The organism is Campylobacter avium LMG 24591 (assembly GCF_002238335.1).
Lineage (GTDB): Bacteria > Campylobacterota > Campylobacteria > Campylobacterales > Campylobacteraceae > Campylobacter_D > Campylobacter_D avium.
Window position 1 is genome coordinate 1,541,873 of record NZ_CP022347.1, and the last position, 14,454, is coordinate 1,556,326.

Here is a 14,454-nt window from a genome sequence, read left to right on the forward strand (position 1 = left end):
CTTTTCACACTTTAAAATCTATCTTACTCTTATCTACCTTAAATAAATTCTGTAATAATTCTAATACATCAGTCCCCTTTTTTCTTTCATTTTCTAAAAAAGTTAAAAAGAAATTCTTAGCTATATCATCGTAAGTAAAAGTTTCACTTTTGCTTTCAGCTTGTATGGGGGTGAAGGGGTTTGGTTTTTTGGAGGTTGAGTCGGTATTTTGTGTTTTTTTAGGTTGTGTATGGTTTTGCTCCAAAGTATTTTCTTTTAACCAAATTTCAGTTGCTTTTTTAAACTCATCTATATTTGTGTGTTTTTTTAATAAATCATAAAATTCCAGACTCTTTTTTAACAAATCGTCTATACTATCCCCACCACCTTTTAATATAAAGCCAGAGTTTTCTTTAAAAACAAAGTTATTTAAATTTTCTATATCATCTAAGTTCATATTTTTATCATAGCCATTAAGTTTTCCTAATATGCTAACTTCTCCTTCTATCAAGAAAGATTTATCTTCAAGAAAAGCCATAAAAACTTCAGCTTTTGAAACGATATTGTTCTTGTAGTTTAAATTTGTTTCAGGCGATGAAAACAACAAGGACGTGTAAGTAGGATTTTGATAAATTTTAAGATTAGTTTCAAGATTCAATGCTTCATCATACTCATTTTGATTATAATGCAATTTGTTTATATTAAAAGTAGTTTTGTCGTAAGTAAAAGCCAAAGGAAGATTAGCAATATCGTTTTTTGTAAAATAATTAACATTTTTATCATCTACTAAAGCAGAAAAAACCTTATAAGCATTTTGCATACTCTTTGCTATGTCTATACTTAGAAACAGCCCGCTCTGCTCGTAAGTTTTTATTATACTTTCAACAGATTTATACTCTATCCTATAATCCTTAGGAAGTCCTGCCGCTTCATTAAAATCACTTGTAAAAAAGCCTTCACTATCTACACCATATCCTAGAATTTCACTTACAGCTTGGCTTTTGTCTTTAACTAGCTCATCTAAGCTTTCGTTAGATGAGCTTAATTTTTGAAGCGTTTTTCCAAGCTCATTTAGGTGTTGTAATGTTTGATTATGAGATAAAGAAGCAATACTTAAGTTCTTAATCATAATTTATCCTTTTTACCCCTTGTAAATCGCCAAATTTAGATAAAACTTTAAAGAATTTGCTTTTTTTAAATTGTGTTTTGTGTTGTAAAAAATAAATTCTAAACTCTTAAATCAAGCTCATGCCACCTTTTTGCATTTTCTTCTATCTGCTTTCTCATCTTTTTAAATTCCTCATCGAAAAATTCTTGTATGGATTTAAGTTTTTTATTATCTCTTATATCATCTTTTGAGTTTTCTTGTTTCAGCCTTGAAATTTCATTTAAAAATTCTTTTTCATCGCTTAAGCTCATTATGTTTGGCTTTAAAATGGCAGGGTTTAAAAAGGGCTGTGAGGCTGTTTTATACAGACTTTCTCTTTGCTCTAAGCTTTCATCACCAAAACCCATAATCTTTCCCCATATAGTCGTTTCGCCCTCTAAAAAGCTCTGTGAATGAGAGTGCAAAAAGGCTGTTAAAACACCGGCTATATTTATATTTCCATCTTTTTGATATATGCTATAGCCTCTATCAAAGTTAAAATTCATCTGCTCTAGCTTAGAATTTAAGATATTTCTATCATAAGGTCTTATTTGTTCTGCTGATGAATTTGGACTTATAAACATAGAAGCTATTATAAAATTTTGCTTAACATTTACTTGCTTAGATGAATATTCTTTAAAATCATACAAAGAATCGAGCTCTAAAGAATTTTCATTAAAGCTTATAGCTTCTGGAAATTTAGCAATTTCTTCTTCGCTAAAACTTCTAAGCTCACTCATACCCAGCTTATCAAGCACTTGAGATAAAACATTATAAGCATTTCCAAAGCTTTTAGCCACATCGATCGAGCTAAAAACAGGTGCTATTATATTAAACCTTTTAAGCCCAGCTTCAGCTACACTTAGAGCGGTGTTATAATGAATTTTTATATCTTTTGGTATATTTGCAAGTTTATTAAAATCCTCGCCCAAAAAGCCGTCTTTATCCACAGAAAAGCTTTCAAGGCTTTTTACAGCCTTGTTTTTGTAGGATAAATTTTCCTCTCTTAAAGAAGCTTCATAAGATTTTTGTGAGCTGTTAAAATGTAGTTTAACTGTATCTATCAAACTAAAAACCCATCAAATTTTTTAAATCTTTTTCATAAGCTCCTTTCATATCTCTTATCATAGAGCTATAAGCGTTAGCATTTCTTAATTTATAAACTTGTCCTAGCGAGTTTATGCCTACGACATAAGCCGATGTTTTATAGCTTATTTGTGGTATAGCAAAAGGATTTGCAAAACTTATAGTCCTAGTTACAGAAAAACTCAAGGTTTCATTTTGTTGCCATTTGGCCTCTCTTGAAAATTCTTTAAATCTATCTTTGCTTACTATAGAGTGTGTTTTTGTTGCATTGTCTATATAGCAGCTTGTTTTTCCCAAGGCACATATGCCACCATCAAGTTCACCAGCTCCAAATAAAGCTACAACAGCGTATTCTTTTACTGATAAATAAGAATTTGAATAATTTTGAAAGCTTACAGCCTGAACCACATACCCACCTTTAACTTGTTTTTTCTCATCTAAACTTAATACCTTTACACCGGGTGAATTATCGCTTAGCTTACCATTAGTAAGTTCTGCTAGCAAATCAGTAGCAAAGGATAAAGTGCTAATACAAACTAATGCACCAAAGGCAACAAACAATTTTTTAAACATTTTTAACTCCTTTTGAGAAATTTAATTTATATATGAATTATAACATAGTATTTAAAAATTTTTTGATAGAATTTGTAAGTTAAATTTACATCTTGTGTAAAAAAGGAAAAATTTTTTGAAAAAAATTTCACTCTTTTTCTTTCTTTTTCTAAGTTTAAAGCTTTTTGCAAGCGATGAGCTAAGTATAGATAGTCTTTTTAAAAAGCAAATTGGGCTTAGAAGTATCACAAGTTTTTCTTTACTTAGCACAGGAAATGAAAACTCATACTATCTTTACCCAAATATCACAGTAGGAGGTGATCCTACTATATGGAATGATACTAAGCAAGGTTTTTTAAGTCAAAGCTTTATATACACCTTACACCCTAAATTTGATATTTTAATATCAGCAAGTGGAAGTTATGCTAGACGCGAATACACAAATTTTTTCACAAATGAATTTGAAGCTAAAGAAAGGATAGGCTTTGATTCTTTATGGCTTGGTTTTATATATACAGGAGATAGCTTTTATGATTTTGTGCCACAAATAAGTTTTCAAAGTGCTGTGGTGCAAAGAGAAAAGGTGATAAATCAAACAAAGAATTTTTACATAAAATCTCAAAGCATTCAGCTAAGTGTAAGATCATATAGCGATCCGGTAGTATTTAGCTTATACACCGGCTTTGGCTACAATGCACCTAGAAAATTTGATTTGCTAGAGGTAGAATACGGGCATAGTATATATTTTGGCGGGGATTTATCTATCATATTAAGTCCAAAGATAAGCCTTGATTTAGGAGCTGAACAGAGGTTTCAAACTATGCAAAAGATAAATGGCTACCAAAATTCAGAGCTAAGATCCATACCAACGCTTAGTTTAGGCTCTACTTATAGTATAGATAGTGATACAGCCATAGCTTTAAATGCAAATTTTGGAGGAAGTTCAGCTGCTCCTGATAGTATCTTTGGACTTAGTATATGGAAAAAATTCTAAGAATATTTTTACTTTTTATTTTTGCACCATTGTGCTTAAAGGCTGAATTTGTAGTAAAATCTTATCAGGAGCTTAAAAATGAAAGGGTGATAAGACAAAACTACGAGCAATCTTGTGGGGCTTCATCTTTAGCTACTATGATAAATTTAATAGATGATGAAAATTTAAGCGAATTTGATGTCTTAAAGCTTATGAGCGAACAAGAGCTTCAGACTGATATGGTAAGTTTTGCTGATTTAGAAACCGTGCTTTCAAAACTAGGATATGAAAATAAGTCTTACAAAATCAACAAAGAAAATTTAGATAAGCTTATAAATATACCAATGATTGTAAAGATAGAAGACGATCCTAGATTTCCTCATTTTGTGCTTATTATAAATTATAAGGGGGATTTTTTAGAGGTTTTAGACCCTAGCCATGGAGAGTATATAAGCTCTAAAAGAGAATTTTTAAGACTTTGGGATAAAGATAATAAAGGAGGCTTCGCTCTTTTAATAAAGCCTAAGAAAGAGAAAAAGGATTATAGGTTAAATTTGAGCAAGAATTTAAGCTTTGAATTTAAGACTTTTAAGATTTATTAAATCTACAATAAAAACTTTTTAGCACAAAGAAATCAAAAATGATGTGTATAAAAATAGCTTTTTTACAAACTTTGATATCACTTGAAAATTTAGTCTCAAAGGCAAATTTTTTAAAATGAAAATTCGTTTTTTTTTTTTTTTGCATATTATTTATAAATTACTGTTAAAATTATTTTTACATTTCAATCAAAGGAGACACAATGAAAAAATTTTTAAGCGTTGCTTTATTTGTAGCTTTAAGCTCTTCTTTTGCTCTAGCAGTTGATTCTGCAAAAAAAATAGGCGCTAACGCTGCTGCTGGTGCTTTATCTGGCAAAAGCTCAAAAGAAATAGCTAAAGATGCTGAAAAACAAGCCAAAGATGCTGCTAAACAAAAAGCTGCTGAAGGGCTAAACAAGCTTCTTAACTAAAAAAGTGGGCTTAGTCCCACTTAAATTTACCCCACAAATCACTATCATTTCAACTCAAACAAACTTAAATTTAATGTATTTTGGTTATACTAAAAGGAGTTAAACCCTCTCTCAGATTTGCTGTGGCACACGGAAAGTTAAGGTGCTCTGCTGTGTTCCCACCCTGAAGCGATGTCTTAAAAAACCATTGCACAGGTCTGAAAAAGGGCGAAGTAATAATAACAAATTTTTCTAATGTTTCATTAAATCAAGGGAAAAAAATGCAAAAAAATAAAATCCTTCGCAGTGCAAAAACGCTCTCATCCTTAGCAATCTTTATGTTTTTAATGCTTATCTTGCTAACTTATCATAGCTTTTTAACGCTTTGTGCGGGTATTTGTATATTTTTATTTGCAATGATTTTGCTTCAAGATGCCTTTAAGGTGCTTTCTGGCGGAATTTTAGACAAAATTTTAAACAAGGTTGCAAACAAAAACTACAAGGCGTTTTTATTTGGCTTTACCTTAAGCACCATAGTGCAATCAAGCGGACTAGTATCAGTCATAGCCATATCTTTTTTAAGCGCTTCTTTAATAAGCCTTTCTGCAGGCGTTGCTATGATATACGGCGTGAATTTATCCACTGCTTTTTCTGCTTGGATAGTGGGGTATTTCGGGCTTAAAAGCGAAATTTCACTTTATGCCATGCCTCTTATCATCTTTGGAGTGATACTTTATTTCAACAAGGATAAAACCAAAAAGCATATAGGGCTTTTCGTGCTTTCGCTTGGCTTTTTGTTTCTTGGAATTTCTTACATGAAAGAGGGTTTTGAAAATTTCAAAGATAGCGTAGATATAAGCAAATACCAAATGCAGGGCTTTTTAGGGCTTATTGTTTATGTCTTTATAGGCATGGGCATAACGGCTCTTACGCAGTCTTCTCACGCTACGCTAACCTTGGCTATAACTGCTTTAAGCGTGGGGCAGGTCTCTTATGAAAACGCTGTTGCTTTGGCAATAGGTGCAAATGTGGGTAGTACTATTATGACTGTGATTGGTTCTATCGGCTCAAACGCAGAGGGTAAAAAAATAACCGTTACACATGTGCTTTTTAATGTAATAGCGGCCTTGCTTTCTATCATCTTTATCAAATACTACCTTATTGCGACTGATTATTTTGCCACTGTTTTAAACATAAAAAGCGATGATTATGTGCTAAAACTTGCGATTTTTACTACCTTATTTAATGTGCTTGCAGTTATCTTGCTCTACCCTTTTATAAAGCAAATGTGCTCTTTTTTAAATCTCGTCATAAAAGATACGAAAACAAAGCAAGAAAAAGCCCTTTATCTAAACGAAAGTGCCTTAGAATTCGCACACAGCGCAAAAGAAGTTGGCGAAAAAGAAAGTAAACATCTTTTTGAAATAGCTTGTTTAATAATCGCAAAGGCAATTAACATCAAAACAAGCGATATTGATAGCAGTGAAAATGTGGATGAGATAATCAAAAAACGAAATACCCAAACTCAAGATAATCTAAATCAAATTTATCAAGATAAATTCAAGCTAATATATTCAGAAATCATAGACTTCATAGCACATGCTCACCTCGCACACGGCTATAATGCTTATGCAAATTCATTTATGGATATAAAAAGGGCGAATTTGTTTATGGCTGCTGCGGTTAAATCGGCCATAGAATTACAAGTAAACATAGAAAAATACGCTTTTTCAAGCAATAAGGCTTTAAGCGAGGAGTACGCACATCTAAGACGCAATATTTTAAGAATGCTAAGACTTAGCAAGAATTTGCTTTTAAGCACAGATGAGGAAAAAAGGCAAGAAATTTTGCAAGAATTAGAATTTAATGTTAAAAAATACGATGCTATCTCATCAAATTCGCTTGATTCTTTGATACGCTATAAAAGAATTACAGACACTATGGCAACTTCTATCATGAATGACACTGCCATAGCTAGAAACATAGCAAAGGATATAAGACACTGTGCTGAAATTTTATCAAAGCAAGATAAGGAGGAAAAAGAGGAGCTAAATCTTAGTTAAGACCTCTTTATCCCATATTTTATAGGTATGGTTACGCTTACATCATTACTGTAAGATGGAAAATTCTTAGAAGCTCTTTTTATCACTCTTATAGCATTATCATCTAAAATTCTATGGCCAGAGCTTTTAGCAATCTTAACGCTGCCTAATTTAGCACCACCAAGCCAAGTAAACTCCACCAAAGCACTGCCCTCCAAATTCATTTGCAAAGCCTGTCTAGGGTAAGTATCTATAGCGGCTTTATCGACTGCAAGTTTTACAGCCTTTAAAAACTCGTTATTATCTTTACCGACCATTAAGGTTGAAATAACCGGGGCAGAATTTGACACAGCAGCCGCTTGCTTTTTAGGCTCAGGCTTTTTAACATCTTTTTTTCTATCCTTTTTTGCCATATCCTTCATCTTTTTTTTATGCTCTTTTTTAAATTCCGGCTGAGGCTTAGGAGCTGGTTTTTGAAGTGTTTGAATTTCTTTGGTTACAAACTGCCCTATAACTAAATTTAAGCTATCATCGGCTTTTAAATCAAGCTTTTGTGGCTCATACGTGATAGCAAACAAAAGCAGGGGTGCAAAAATAAGACAAGTAAGTGCGAAAGCTTGGTATTTGTGTGAATTTTTCATCTGCTCTGCTCCGTGATGATTTGGAAATTTTGATGTTCTTTAGCCTTTAACATATTAATTACTTGCATAAAACTATCAAATTTAGAATTCTTATCTGTCTTTAATTCTATTAAATTTTCTTTAGGTGTTTTATCAATCTCATCTTGCAAGGCCTTTATATCAACTAATTTATCATTAGCGTAAAAAAGATTATCAGCACTGATTGTTATTAAAAGTTTGTTTTTATCATCATTTGTGCTAGCACTAGAAAGCTCGGACTTTGGCAAATCAACCTTTATTTGTCCATGAGCTATAAAAGTAGAAACGCTTAAAACTATGGCTAGTAAAACAAGCATAATATCTATAAACGGAACTACATTTAAGCCACTTTCCTTAGGCAGTTTTATCATCTCTATCCTTAAATTTAGAGCTAAGTACAGTAACCTTTCTAGCCAAGGCATTATAAGCCATTAACGCAGGGATAGCCACCAAAAGCCCCAAAGCCGTAGCTTTTAAAGCCAAAGAAAGCCCTACTACTATTGATTTTACATCTATATTTCCAGATAGACCCATGTCATAAAAAACTACCATTATGCCCACTACAGTTCCTAACAAGCCAACATAAGGGGCGTTTGAGTAGATTATATGTATGGTGGTTAAATTCTCGCTCAAGGCATTATCATATTCATCTTGGCTCTTGTAATCACTAGGATTAAGCTTTCTAAAAAATAACAATCTCTCTATCACACACCAAAGAGCTATAAAAGCCATTAAGGCTAATATTGATAAAATAATCCAATCAATATGAGTTTTTAAAAATTCCATAAAAAACTCTCCATATTTTGATAAACATTTTTAAAATTATACATATAAAAAAATAAATTTAATTTTAAAAAATGAAATCTATTCGCAAGAAATTTTTTTATATAATTTACTAGCAAAGGAAGTTAAATGTATATAGTAGAAAAATTCTTATCCTTACAAGGAGAGGGCAAATTTAGTGGGAAATTGGCCTTTTTCATAAGATTTGCAGGTTGTAATATCAACTGTGTTGGCTTTAATGTAAGCAAGGAAAAAAACGCAGAAGTCTTAATTGGTTGCGATACTTTAAGGGCGGTTTACACAGAGCATTTTAAGAATGAATATGAAAATGTAAATGTAAATACTTTAGTGAAAATGATAAAAGATATTACAAAAGATAAGGAAATTATCATAGTAATTACAGGCGGAGAGCCGACCTTGTGGCATAAAAATAAAAAATTCATAGAACTTATGCTAGAGCTAGAGCAAATGAAGCTAGAAGTGCATTTTGAAAGCAATGCTAGCATTTATATAGATTTTGATCAATATGAGCTTTATAAAAACTGTATCTTTGCCATGAGCGTGAAATTAAGCAATAGCGGAGTCAAGCAAGAACAAAGGATAAATCCAAAGGCAATCAAGGCCATAGTTGCAAACTCAAAAGATAGTTTTTATAAATTTGTTTTAGATAAAAATTTCATAAAAAGCGGTGAAGCACAAAAAGAAATCAAAGCCTTGCTTGATATAGCAAAAACGCAAGTGTATTGTATGCCCATGGGACAAAACAACAAGGAACTAAAAATAAATGCAAAAGAAGTAGCCAAATTTTGTATAGAAAATGGATATAATTACAGTGATAGGTTACACATAAGATTATGGGGAAGTAAAGAAGGCGTATGATAATTAGAAAAATATTTAGCTTTGAAAATGCGCACATAGTGAGATTTTGCACTTCAAAAAGGTGTAAAACTAGCATTCACGGACATTCTTATAAGGTAGAAATTTTACTTCAAAGCAAATACCTTGACAATGGCGGTATGGTGTATGACTTCGGGCTTTTAAAGCAAGAAATAAGACAGATTATAGATAGCTTTGATCACAGCATAAGCCTTTATAAAGACGATGATAAAGAGTATTTAAAAGATATGAAAAAGCACTCAAAAAGGTGGGTTTGCTTGCCGCTAAATGCTAGTGCTGAGAATTTTTGTAGAATTTTCTTTGTTTTAATAGATACCTTGCTTAACAAAACCATTATGCAAAATGGCGAAAAAGGCGTGAAATTATACAGCGTGATAGTTCATGAGACAAGCACTTCGTATGCTCAAGGCTTTTTTGATGACGCTTACAGTGATGTTTTACCAAAGGTAAATTTAGATGAGATAGAATTCTCAGATGAGATAAAAAGCGAGTGGAGCGATGAAAACTTTTTTGAAAACCTAAAGGGTGATTATAAATTTATAAACAAAAAGGAACTGTGATGAAAATTTTGCTAAGCTTTTTTCTGTTATTTTTCTTTATAGCTTGTTTTGATGAAAAAACCCCTGCACCTAAAAGCACAACGCAGTCTGTAGAGGTTCAGCTTGAAAAATCTGATGAAAAATCAGAGCTTAGCGATACAAATTTGCCGCTGCCGGTTGAGGAGTAAGCATGCAAATTTTTGAGCTAGTTTTAAATTTACACATCTACAGCATATACACGGTTGCCTTTTTAATGTTATTTTATTTGTATCTTACGCAGAGTAATTTTAGTACCGAATTTAATTTTATAAAAAGAATAAGGCTTTTTTTGCCTATATACTATATGTTTTTGGCCATAGTATTTTTCACAGGCATACTAATGCTTGCTTTGCTTAATTTTGAGCTAAATCATTACAGGATTTTTATGATTGTCTCTTGGTGTTTGATACTTTTTTTAAACATCTTGCAATACAAGTCCTTTAAAAAAGCTAGGATGTACAGAAGATACAAAACATACAGAACTTTTAGCTTTTTTATCTTGCTTTTTAATCTAATCTTAGTTGTCTTGCCATTTTTGCACAAGTATGATTTTATATGAAATTCTTGTATTCTAAGGAAGCTGGCAATGATGTAGTTTTCGTGCAAGATGAAGCCTTAATGCACTTAAAAATTCGCAGGATAAAGCCAAAAGAAAGCATAAATCTTAGAAATTTAGAAGATGAGTTTTTATACGAATACCAAGTGGATGAGATAAATAAAAAATTCATATCCCTAAACTTAGTTTCTAAAGTCAAGCAAAAATACGAAAAATCAAATTTAAGCCTAGCCCTTGCCATGATAGATAGTAAAATTTTAGAAAAAACCCTACCGTTTTTAAACGAAATGGGGCTTGATAAATTGATACTTGTGTATAGCGATTTTTCTCAAAAAAATTTCAAGCTAGATGAAAAAAGATGTGAAAAAATTTTAATCAACTCCTCTCAGCAGTGCGGCAGGGATAATTTAATGCAAATCGAGCTTTTTAAGGATGTTGAGAGCTTTTGCAAAAAATATGATAATGTAATCTTGCTAGACTTTGAAACTGACGAACTTTTGGATGAAAAAAATTTAAAGGATGAAATAATTTTCGTTGGCTGCGAGGGTGGATTTAGCAAAAAAGAAAGAGAGTTTTTTACAAGAAAAGTGAAATTTAAAAGCCCTTACACACTAAAATCCCAAAGTGCCATAATAGGACTTTGCGCTAAAATTTTACTTTAAAAATTTCAAGCACATCAAGGCCAATGCCTTTCACATAAAGCAAAAAGCAGTTTAATTTTAATCCTACTTTAATATTTATAGTTGTAAAATTAAGGCTTTATTTTTTGCTTAAAAAGGAAAAATATGAAAAAAGATATACACCCAGAATTTGTGGAATGCAAAGTATCTTGTGCTTGCGGAAATACCTTTACAACAAAATCAAACAAGGCAGAATTAAAAGTTGATATATGCTCATCTTGCCACCCTTTTTTCACAGGTAGCGAAAAGATAGTAGATTCCGCTGGTAGGGTAGAGAAATTTAAGAAAAAATACTCAATGCAATAATATGCTTTACCTCCTTCCTACCCCGATAGGAAACTTAAGCGATATTTCTCTAAGAGCCTTAGAGCTTTTAAAAGCTTGCGATACGATAATTTGTGAGGATAGCAGGGTGTGCAAACACCTTATACAGGCTCTAAATTCAAAATTTAATGCAGATATAAAGGTTAAAGATTTTAGAATTTTACATTCTCATAATGAGGATAAATTTTTTTCTAGCATTGAACTAAATTTTTTTGATAAAACTGTGCTTTATCTAAGTGATGCGGGAATGCCTTGCGTGAGCGACCCGGGCGCTGCTTTGGTTAGCTTTGCTATTAAAAATAATATAGCTTACGAGGTCTTACCCGGTGCAAACGCTGCTTTAACGGCTTACTGTGCGAGCGGTTTTTTGGATAAAGAATTTAGCTTTTTTGCCTTTTTATCAAATAAGGGCAAAGAAAGAGAATGCGAGATACAAAAGTTGATGAAACACCCTTTCATAAGTATTGTTTATGAAGCCCCAACAAGAGTATTATCCTTACTTCAAAGCATAGTTAGCATAGATGAGGATAGGGAAATTTTTGTAGCAAAAGAACTGAGTAAAAAATTTGAGAAAAAATTTAAAGGCAAAGCAAAACAAATTTTACATCTCTTAGAAAATGAAAATATAAAGGGAGAATTCGTACTTGTAATATCTCCTTGCAAGCAAGAAAAACAAGGCAGCATAAGCAAGGAGGATATATTAAGCCTGGACATAGCTTTAAAAGATAAAAGCAAGCTTTTAGCGAAATTATTAGCAAAAAATCCAAAAGAAATTTACAACAAACTACTTTTAAGTCAAAATTAGGTAAAATTAATGATAGTTTATGGAAAACAAGTGTTCTTTTACATTCTACAAAAACATAAGCATTTAATAAAAGAGCTTTATTTAGCCAAGGAACTTGACAAAAAGCTCTTTCAAAGCATAAGCAAAGAGGGCTTTAAGATACAAAAGCTTGATTTTAAAAAGGCACAGGCTTTGGCCAAAAATGGCAATCATCAAGGCTTTTTGATGGACATTAAAGAGTATGAATTTACTGATTTTAACTCTCTTAAAAAGGCAAATTTTTTGGCCTTGCTTTTTGGAATAAGTGATGTTGGAAATATCGGAGCTATAGCAAGAAGTGCCTATGCTTTTGGCGTAGATGGCTTGATAATACTTGCTAAAAACTTAAGCATGAGTGCTGTTGTTAGGACAAGTGCTGGCTGTGCGCTGGATATGAAAATAAGCCTAGTAACAGATGCTATGGCGGTGATAAATGAGCTAAAACAAGAAGGCTTTAGCATTTACTCAAGTGCCAAGGAAGGTGTAAGTGTAAAGGATGTAAGGCTATGTGAGAAAAAATTGTTGATTATGGGCAGTGAGGGGTTTGGTTTACCAAATAAAATACTTAAAAAAAGCGATGAAATTTTAAGCATAAAGATGATAAATGACTTTGATAGCTTAAATGTAAGTGCCGCTTTTGCAATACTTTGTGATAGGATAGTAAATGATTAAGAACTTGCAGGATTTGAATTTAAAAGAAGTTTCGCAAAGAACACAGATAGAAATTGACTTTTTAAATGCTCTTATAGAAAAAGACTTTAAAAGACTTAGCAAATTTAATGTCAAAGGCTTTTGTAAAATCTTAACCAGAGAATACGACTTTGATTTTACCGAACTTTTAGAGGAATACAACGCCTTTTTAAACGAAAACACAGAAACACCAAACAAAGAAGCAAATAATGCAAACATAACGACTAAGGTTGACATTTACTCGCAAAAATCATCTCACACATGGATTTACCTACTCATCATAGCCATAATTGCAGTGCTTGCTTTTGTGGTGTATAAATACAATCTTTTGGACAATTTTTTAGTGAAAAAAAACGAGCCTATAAATTCCTCCGTGATTGACATAGTAGGACAAGCCAAGGATAATTTAAATTCAGTTTTAATCATAAATTCTAACAATGACAGCAACTCAAGCAAGGAAACAAGCACAAATTCACAAACAAACGAAGAAGATGTAAGTGAAGAAGAGGAAAAAGAAGAAAACAAAGAGGATAAAAAACAAGAGGAAAATATCAGCACAAACACCCAAACAAACAACACTTTACAAGATGCGATTTCAAATTTAAACAACAAAAACGAAGCCATTTTTAGCACCAAGGGCAAGGTGTGGGTTGGCTTTATAAATATGAGTGATGGCAAGAAAACTGCCTTGGTAACTGATGAGAATTTCACGGTTGATTTGGCTACTAACCAACTCATCTTAATAGGAGCAACCGCCATAACCTTGCTAGATGGAGAAGGCAAAACACATGAATTTCCAGCAGGGCAGTCAAAAAGATTTATGGTTAAAGATGGCAAGGTAAGAAATATAAGCTTAACTGAATTTATGAACAACAACAGGGGTAGAGAATGGTAAGGATAATTTTTATTTTTGCTTTTTTTCTAAGCAATGCCCTTGCACTTAGCACACTAGAACTAGCAAGAAATTTAGTGGCAAACCCGGCTGCTGAAGCAAAGCTAAAATTGTTATTTGAAGGCAAGAACTACACAGACCATTTAGGCTATCCTAGGTGGGATGAAATAAGCACAGTATTAAAAACAAATTCCTTGCTAAATTTGACACTAAACGAACCAACAAGCCTTGAACTAAGCTTCACAAGCACAAACTCGCAAGCTGTATTATTTATAAAAATCATCAATGATTCCTTAAGCGAAGCAGGCTTTGTGCATTTCATACCGACAAATTTCAAATTTTCTAAGGAAAGAAATATATATACAGTAAAGGTTGATTCAAGATATCTTTTAGACCCCGGCCTTTTTAGGCAAATTTTAAATAAAAATTTAGTTTATATAACAAATATCAAGAAAAAGGCTAATTTTGCTTATGAATACGAGCTTGACTTTGGCGGGGCAAACTACAATCCTCCCATCTTCGTAGGAACCAAAAAAACAAAGCTTAAAAGACCGCATAAAGACTATATGCTTTCTTTGCAAAATGCGAGAAATATTTACATCGAGGCTGATACTAACGATAAATGGTTTCCTAGAATTTTATTCTTAGATAAAAATTTAAATTTAGTAGAAAGCATACACAGCACAGAGCAAAAAAACAACCTTTCAGCAAGCATTCCAAAAGAAGCACAGTATGTTTTAATAGGCGATAATTTCAACCTTGACAATATCAGGCGAGGACTTAGCGTAGAACTAAGATAAGG

Annotated in this window: 20 protein-coding genes and 1 other RNA gene; 14 read left to right on the plus strand and 7 right to left on the minus strand. The window is 32.4% G+C overall.

Annotation, left to right across the window (positions count from 1 at the left end; genetic code table 11):
- Nucleotides 1-4 precede the first annotated feature (4 nt).
- The 3 genes from CAV_RS07740 to CAV_RS07750 form a co-directional block, all read right to left on the minus strand.
- The gene (locus CAV_RS07740; protein WP_094325948.1) at nt 5-1,108 is read right to left on the minus strand and encodes a Cj0814 family flagellar-dependent secreted protein; all 1,104 of its coding nucleotides are present in this window, start codon (nt 1,106-1,108) and stop codon (nt 5-7) included.
- A 98-nt stretch (nt 1,109-1,206) separates the two neighbouring features.
- Nucleotides 1,207-2,193 (minus strand): Cj0814 family flagellar-dependent secreted protein, encoded by a 987-nt coding sequence (locus CAV_RS07745; RefSeq protein WP_094325949.1) that lies wholly within the window; start codon nt 2,191-2,193, stop codon nt 1,207-1,209.
- 1 nt (nt 2,194) lies between these two features.
- Nucleotides 2,195-2,785, minus strand: a complete 591-nt coding sequence (locus CAV_RS07750) for a hypothetical protein (protein WP_094325950.1) — start codon at nt 2,783-2,785, stop codon at nt 2,195-2,197.
- A 115-nt stretch (nt 2,786-2,900) separates the two neighbouring features.
- On the opposite strand from CAV_RS07750, the gene CAV_RS07755 reads away from it, so the two are divergent.
- The 3 genes from CAV_RS07755 (at nt 2,901) to CAV_RS07765 (ending at nt 4,749) form a co-directional block, all read left to right on the plus strand.
- Complete coding sequence (locus CAV_RS07755) at nt 2,901-3,758, plus strand: hypothetical protein (RefSeq protein WP_094325951.1); 858 nt, start codon at nt 2,901-2,903, stop codon at nt 3,756-3,758.
- A complete protein-coding gene (locus CAV_RS07760; protein WP_094325952.1) occupies nt 3,743-4,339 on the plus strand; it encodes a C39 family peptidase in 597 nt (198 codons plus the stop codon). Before CAV_RS07755 ends, CAV_RS07760 begins: the two co-directional genes overlap by 16 nt.
- A 200-nt stretch (nt 4,340-4,539) precedes the next feature.
- The gene (locus CAV_RS07765; RefSeq protein WP_094325953.1) at nt 4,540-4,749 is read left to right on the plus strand and encodes a hypothetical protein; all 210 of its coding nucleotides are present in this window, start codon (nt 4,540-4,542) and stop codon (nt 4,747-4,749) included.
- Nucleotides 4,750-4,855: 106 nt separating this feature from the next.
- Here CAV_RS07765 and ffs read toward each other — a convergent pair.
- Nucleotides 4,856-4,953: signal recognition particle sRNA small type (gene ffs / locus CAV_RS07770), an RNA gene on the minus strand.
- A gap of 56 nt (nt 4,954-5,009) precedes the next feature.
- On the opposite strand from ffs, the gene CAV_RS07775 reads away from it, so the two are divergent.
- On the plus strand, nt 5,010-6,791 hold the full coding sequence (locus tag CAV_RS07775) for a Na/Pi cotransporter family protein (RefSeq protein ID WP_094325954.1): 1,782 nt from the start codon (nt 5,010-5,012) through the stop codon (nt 6,789-6,791).
- On the opposite strand, the gene CAV_RS07780 is transcribed toward CAV_RS07775, so the two are convergent.
- Genes CAV_RS07780 through exbB form a run of 3 tightly spaced genes read right to left on the minus strand, consistent with a single transcriptional unit; the run spans nt 6,788 to nt 8,215 of the window.
- On the minus strand, nt 6,788-7,411 hold the full coding sequence (locus tag CAV_RS07780; RefSeq protein ID WP_094325955.1) for an energy transducer TonB family protein: 624 nt from the start codon (nt 7,409-7,411) through the stop codon (nt 6,788-6,790). The genes CAV_RS07775 and CAV_RS07780 overlap by 4 nt on opposite strands.
- Nucleotides 7,408-7,800 (minus strand): TonB system transport protein ExbD, encoded by a 393-nt coding sequence (gene exbD, locus CAV_RS07785; protein WP_094325956.1) that lies wholly within the window; start codon nt 7,798-7,800, stop codon nt 7,408-7,410. Before exbD ends, CAV_RS07780 begins: the two co-directional genes overlap by 4 nt.
- A complete protein-coding gene (gene exbB / locus CAV_RS07790) occupies nt 7,784-8,215 on the minus strand; it encodes a TonB-system energizer ExbB (RefSeq protein WP_094325957.1) in 432 nt (143 codons plus the stop codon). The genes exbD and exbB overlap by 17 nt, the downstream gene beginning before the upstream one ends.
- Before the next feature lie 126 nt (nt 8,216-8,341).
- On the opposite strand from exbB, the gene CAV_RS07795 reads away from it, so the two are divergent.
- The 10 genes from CAV_RS07795 to CAV_RS07835 all read left to right on the plus strand — a co-directional run bounded on the left by CAV_RS07795 (nt 8,342) and on the right by CAV_RS07835 (nt 14,452).
- Nucleotides 8,342-9,091 carry a 7-carboxy-7-deazaguanine synthase QueE gene (locus tag CAV_RS07795; protein WP_094325958.1) on the plus strand — a complete coding sequence of 250 codons (750 nt, stop codon included), beginning with the start codon at nt 8,342-8,344 and terminating at the stop codon, nt 9,089-9,091.
- The gene (locus CAV_RS07800; RefSeq protein ID WP_094325959.1) at nt 9,088-9,669 is read left to right on the plus strand and encodes a 6-pyruvoyl trahydropterin synthase family protein; all 582 of its coding nucleotides are present in this window, start codon (nt 9,088-9,090) and stop codon (nt 9,667-9,669) included. The genes CAV_RS07795 and CAV_RS07800 overlap by 4 nt, the downstream gene beginning before the upstream one ends.
- Nucleotides 9,669-9,836, plus strand: a complete 168-nt coding sequence (locus CAV_RS08920; protein WP_148131235.1) for a cytochrome C — start codon at nt 9,669-9,671, stop codon at nt 9,834-9,836. The genes CAV_RS07800 and CAV_RS08920 overlap by 1 nt, the downstream gene beginning before the upstream one ends.
- Before the next feature lie 2 nt (nt 9,837-9,838).
- Entirely contained in the window at nt 9,839-10,246 is a 408-nt protein-coding gene (locus CAV_RS07805; protein WP_094325960.1) for a hypothetical protein, read from the plus strand.
- Nucleotides 10,243-10,905 (plus strand): 16S rRNA (uracil(1498)-N(3))-methyltransferase, encoded by a 663-nt coding sequence (locus CAV_RS07810; protein ID WP_094325961.1) that lies wholly within the window; start codon nt 10,243-10,245, stop codon nt 10,903-10,905. The genes CAV_RS07805 and CAV_RS07810 overlap by 4 nt, the downstream gene beginning before the upstream one ends.
- A 123-nt stretch (nt 10,906-11,028) precedes the next feature.
- Nucleotides 11,029-11,229, plus strand: coding sequence for a 50S ribosomal protein L31 (gene rpmE, locus CAV_RS07815; protein WP_094325962.1), 201 nt, complete (start codon nt 11,029-11,031; stop codon nt 11,227-11,229).
- 1 nt (nt 11,230) lies between these two features.
- Nucleotides 11,231-12,052, plus strand: coding sequence for a 16S rRNA (cytidine(1402)-2'-O)-methyltransferase (gene rsmI / locus CAV_RS07820; RefSeq protein WP_094325963.1), 822 nt, complete (start codon nt 11,231-11,233; stop codon nt 12,050-12,052).
- Nucleotides 12,053-12,061: 9 nt separating this feature from the next.
- The gene (gene rlmB, locus CAV_RS07825) at nt 12,062-12,742 is read left to right on the plus strand and encodes a 23S rRNA (guanosine(2251)-2'-O)-methyltransferase RlmB (RefSeq protein WP_094325964.1); all 681 of its coding nucleotides are present in this window, start codon (nt 12,062-12,064) and stop codon (nt 12,740-12,742) included.
- On the plus strand, nt 12,735-13,655 hold the full coding sequence (locus CAV_RS07830) for a hypothetical protein (protein ID WP_094325965.1): 921 nt from the start codon (nt 12,735-12,737) through the stop codon (nt 13,653-13,655). Before rlmB ends, CAV_RS07830 begins: the two co-directional genes overlap by 8 nt.
- Nucleotides 13,649-14,452, plus strand: a complete 804-nt coding sequence (locus tag CAV_RS07835) for a hypothetical protein (RefSeq protein WP_094325966.1) — start codon at nt 13,649-13,651, stop codon at nt 14,450-14,452. The genes CAV_RS07830 and CAV_RS07835 overlap by 7 nt, the downstream gene beginning before the upstream one ends.
- Nucleotides 14,453-14,454: the final 2 nt, after the last annotated feature.